The organism is Microbacterium sp. VKM Ac-2923, from assembly GCF_022815605.1.
Lineage (GTDB): Bacteria > Actinomycetota > Actinomycetes > Actinomycetales > Microbacteriaceae > Microbacterium.
On record NZ_JALGRP010000025.1, the window covers coordinates 1 to 4,370 of the forward strand.

At 63.0% G+C, this 4,370-nt stretch carries 4 protein-coding genes and 1 pseudogene; 1 reads left to right on the forward strand and 4 read right to left on the reverse strand.

Going from position 1 to position 4,370, the window contains the following annotated elements:
* Positions 1 to 390: 390 nt before the first annotated feature.
* From MT347_RS17955 to MT347_RS17965, 3 genes are all read right to left on the reverse strand, one after another.
* Complete coding sequence (locus tag MT347_RS17955; protein WP_243502715.1) at positions 391 to 735, reverse strand: Lsr2 family protein; 345 nt, start codon at positions 733 to 735, stop codon at positions 391 to 393.
* A 428-nt stretch (positions 736 to 1,163) separates the two neighbouring features.
* Complete coding sequence (locus MT347_RS17960) at positions 1,164 to 2,153, reverse strand: hypothetical protein (RefSeq protein ID WP_243502717.1); 990 nt, start codon at positions 2,151 to 2,153, stop codon at positions 1,164 to 1,166.
* Between the two features lies 1 nt (position 2,154).
* Complete coding sequence (locus tag MT347_RS17965; protein WP_243502719.1) at positions 2,155 to 2,496, reverse strand: PadR family transcriptional regulator; 342 nt, start codon at positions 2,494 to 2,496, stop codon at positions 2,155 to 2,157.
* A 737-nt stretch (positions 2,497 to 3,233) separates the two neighbouring features.
* Here MT347_RS17965 and MT347_RS17970 point away from each other — a divergent pair.
* Entirely contained in the window at positions 3,234 to 3,692 is a 459-nt protein-coding gene (locus MT347_RS17970) for a GNAT family N-acetyltransferase (protein ID WP_243502721.1), read from the forward strand.
* A gap of 204 nt (positions 3,693 to 3,896) precedes the next feature.
* Here the strand turns inward: MT347_RS17970 and MT347_RS17975 are convergent.
* Positions 3,897 to 4,370: pseudogene (locus tag MT347_RS17975) on the reverse strand (CARDB domain-containing protein); the annotation flags it as partial.

A 4,370-nucleotide genomic window follows, 5' to 3' on the forward strand; every position in this document is an offset into this window, starting at 1 on the left:
TGGACACCCGTCCTCGACCCCCTCATCGCCACCGGCGGCGCACTCCTCGGCGCCGTCATCGGGCTGCTCGCCGGCGGCATTCCCGCCCTTCGAGCAAGCAAGATCGAACCGGTCACCGCGCTCAGAGGCGCGTAAGTGGCATATGAGGCGGCCATCTGAAGGCCTCACTGACGAGGTGTAATGACAGTCCACCCAACAGGTCTCCCACGCGCGATTGGATAATTGAGACCTGGCATCGGAGTCGGCGAACAGAGCTTGGGGGCATAGGGGCTATTTGCTATCAATCGGTGCGTTCTGGCCGCTCGGACAGGCTCTGCCGGCACAGCCGCCCTTGTTCTTGCTCTACGAGAAACGGCCCCAGATAGACACCCGGGGCCGTTCTACATCCGATCAGCCTGTCGTAGCGCTGTACGCGTCAACAATGGTGGCCAGAATGCGGCCGCGGTCGCTGACGGCGTGCCCGTTCGCTCGCGCCCATTCCCGGATTGCGCCAAGGTCGAGCTCGCTCTTGGGGCGGGTGGGCTGGCCGCCGCGACTTGCGGCTCCATTCTTTACCGAGCGGGCGGCGTCGATGTAGGGCGTGAGTGCCTTGTAGAACTTGTCTGTGTTCTTGACGGAGAGGTCAATCTCGTAGGCGCGTCCTTCGATGGAGAAGGTGATCTGCTTTCCCTCACCCTGCTCGAGGACGATGCCGTCGAGGTCATCAGTGATCTGTGCGATGTGCTTGGTTACCATGATGACAAAAACCTTACACCCGAATGTAACGATTTCCTGCGAATGTATGAAGGCTTAGGCAGGCCCACCGCGCAGGAGATTGCGTTGGTGCGGTGAAAGTATGTTGAGTGCGTCGAGATCAGGTGCGCATTTGAGCGCAGAGTGAGGATGCGTGTGTCTTCTCCGAGTTACGAACGTGTCTTCGTTTCTACGGAGAGCCATGGAAGTGGATTCGCCGACGTCGCTCACGTTGAGCGCGAGCAGAACAATGAATCCGTTGACCACGCGAACTCCGCGACCCTTTCGGAGGTGCCATTGGCGAGTCTGACAGAGCCGTGCAACCCGGTGCCGTCGAGAAGCTGTTCATGGTGGTGGTTCCTGGCCCTACTACCCACGTGTCGTCGACCTCCCCGCGGCGTTCCGGGAATAGCCTCTTTCTGATTTCGAGGTCAGGAGCTTCCGACAGGCTCGTGGCGTTTCTTCTTCCTGGTCACGGATCTGCTGCGGTGGGTCGCCATGACGGCATCTGTCGCTGAGTAGGCAGCGAGCAACACCAAGATGGCTCTGGCCGTGGTGTCCGCTACTGGGGAAGTGAACACGGGTCCTGCCAGGGACCACCACAGCAGCAGTGCGGCCATCGCGACATCCAGTGCGCCGCGGATGCGGAGTGCGGTGGCGGACCAGCGTCCGGCGAAGAGGAGGAGCGTGAGTAGCGCGAAGGATGCCGCCCATATCGGCAGGACCCATGGTGCGCGTGAGGTGAGGAACTCGGGATCGAGTTCGAGGGCGATGATCGCGGGCTCAGGTAGCGCGGGCGCCCACGATGGCAGCCAGGGGAGCGCGATCACGACGGTTGCGCCGAGTAGTCCCGCAGTGAAGCCAGCGGCGGTGGCCGGGCGGTTGAGCAGATCGCGATCGATTGTCCGCGGCGGAGTGGGTGTCCACGCCCTGGGGGCGCTCTCTCGCCGTCGGCTGACCAGCGCGCCAATGAGGGCGTAGGTGATTACCACTCCGGGCCACCAGAGAGCGCCGATGCCAGAGCCGAGCCACCACGCGGTGAGGCGGCCCCACCAAGTGTCAGCGCCGTAGTCCCAGCCGATGATGGGGACGACTCCCAGCATCGTCGTGGGCAGGGTGATTGCCCAGATCAGTGCGACGCCGCCGAACGCGATCCACGTGAATCGGGGCGCGTCCGAGGGGCGAATTATCGTGAAGCCCGCGGGTCGATAGCGTTCGGACACATCTCGGGGTGCGCCGAATGTGGTGAGCAACTCCATCACCAGCGGGGCGTCGGCGGGGCGGTTAGCGTCGGCGGAGCGCCCCGCCAGTTCGTCGTCGAGCAATGATCGGAGTTCGCGCACGACGTCGGCGCGTTGTCGTCGCGGTAAATGTCGTACGACGTCGGCGACGTAACTGTTGATGATGGCGTATGGATCCACTTCATTCCTCCTTGTTCAAGAGCCGGTTCATGACCGACGCCAGGGACCCCCATGCGGTGGTCAGGTCTTCGTACACGGCGGCGCCGTGCGTACTGAGCTTGTAGTAGCGGCGGGGAGGTCCTTCATTCGCCTGCCACTGCGACGTAAGCAGCTCTTGGTCTTCCAGTCGACGCAGCAGCGGGTAAAGCGTTCCCTCCTCGATCGGCATGCCCCGCTGAGCGAGTGCTTGTCGGAGGGTGTAGCCGTACTGCGGGGTGTGCAACTGCGAGAGCACAGCCAGTACAAGAACTCCCTTCCGGAGGTCTTGCTCGAGTCGACCGAGTGGTACCGAACCGTCTACCATGTTGAACACACTACATAGTGTGCAACAGTAGGTCAATGACAGGACAGGTAGAGACCGCCAGATCTCACCGTCCCTGGGGTGTTGTCGGCTGCGCATATATACGAGGCCGACCGGCGAGTGGATAGGGCCTGGATGGAGCTGTCATCGAGACTCGTTTGTTGACGAGGTGGCGTCACGCTTGCAGACCATGTTGCCGATTCGGTGGATATCGGGTATCTACCCCAAGGCAATGGCGCCGGCCTTCAACTCCCGTGCCGCTCAGAGCGACCATCTACATCCCGCGCGGCAGAACGCGGCGCACTTTGCTGTGGATGTCAGCCGTCTCGAGAGCCGGTGCCACGAGAGCACCCCGGCATGAGCAATTCGGGCGGACGCTTCGCAAACTGTCTCTGCTGTTGACAGAATGGGTGTTGGCGGGCCTGGCGCCGCGTTAGCCGGTGAGGCGTTCATAGAGGGGAAACCGATTGCTCTCATGGATACACAATTGCCCAAGGCCTGATCCCGCTACCAGGGAAAAATTGTTGCGAATCGCGAATGGAGCCTCTCGAATGTATATGCCCCCGACGCGGACTTGCGAAAAATACAGTATCAACGTCTCGCCGCCTGAGAACATGGCGAGCCCGAACGGTCAGGACCACACCATGGTCCAGGTTAGGAAAGGTCTCTCGACAGCAAGTGAGATCTCACTGGCTCGCGAAGATGGTTCTTCCGACGCGCGGCCCGCGCATGGAGCACGAATGGGCACAAAGACGCCAGAGCTTTCTCTTCGACGTTTCACTGCACAAGATTGGACATGGTTGCAGGGATGGTCTGAGGACAATATTCTGAAGACGGCGCTCGGGCCGCTCGATGAAGAGTGGCTATACGCTGCGTTGCACACCGCCGATGGGTCCCAGCTTGTTGCGTCAGACGGTGATGGCCCGGTCGGCCTTTTCGGTGTCGTCTGGGACCCCGACGGCCGACGCCATGTCGTCACCGGCCTTGCCGTACACCCCGCGCGTCGGCGAAGCGGTCTCGGCCTTAGAGTGCTTTCCGTGGCCACAAGATGGGCCGAGCATCCCCCATCGCGGGGGTGGGCCGCCTTCGTCGACCCCGGGAACCACTCCGCCACAGCATTCTTCCGCGCGGCGGGGTGGCGCAACGAGGGTCTCGACGACGGCATGCGCCGATACACCTGCAAGAAAGTTTCGTTCTAGCCCAACGTGGGATCTCAATATCGCGTGTAGCCCAGTTCATATTGACCAAGACGGGTAATCGGGCCACTCATCATCGTTTGGTTGAAAATATTGCCTGGGGTGGTCGTCAGCTCAGAGCGCAAAACGCAGATGAGGGGGTGTGGGGCATGGTCTTCCTCGGTTCGGGGCACTGTCGGCGGGCGCTGCGGGTCGATGACGCGCGGGTCAGCGGCAGGTGGTCGCCGCGAACGGGGCGGTCACCGTCGACGTGGCGCCGTCAGCGCTCGCGGTGACCGTCACCGTGCCCGCCGCGATCGGGTTCGTGCGCGCCGTGAAGGTAACGGCCGTGCTCTTGCCCGGAGCCAGCGAGGCGATCGTCTTCGAGCCGTGGGCCGATTCCACCGTCAGTGCGACGGGGGTGGTGCCGCCGTTGGCGATGCGGGTGATCACGAGGGCCTTGCCCGCCGCGCACCGCGTCTCGGCCGTGGCCGTCAGCGTCAGCGCGGGGGCCGTGACGACGACGTCGGCGGTGACGGTGAGCGCGGTCGAGCTGAACAGACGGCGGTCGGCGGCGTTGTACGCGGTCGACCCGTTCGCCCCCACCCACTGGTTCAGGTTCGCCCCGACCGTTCGCACCGTACCGGTGACCGGGTAGGACCCGGGCTTCGACGTGTCGACGCCGCTGAGGTTCCAGGTCAC

Coding starts and splice junctions, on each gene's coding strand:
- MT347_RS17955 (WP_243502715.1), bottom strand. CDS start 735: ATGGTAACCAAGCACATCGCACAGATCACTGATGACCTCGACGGCATC.
- MT347_RS17965 (WP_243502719.1), bottom strand. CDS start 2,496: ATGGTAGACGGTTCGGTACCACTCGGTCGACTCGAGCAAGACCTCCGG.
- MT347_RS17970 (WP_243502721.1), top strand. CDS start 3,234: ATGGGCACAAAGACGCCAGAGCTTTCTCTTCGACGTTTCACTGCACAA.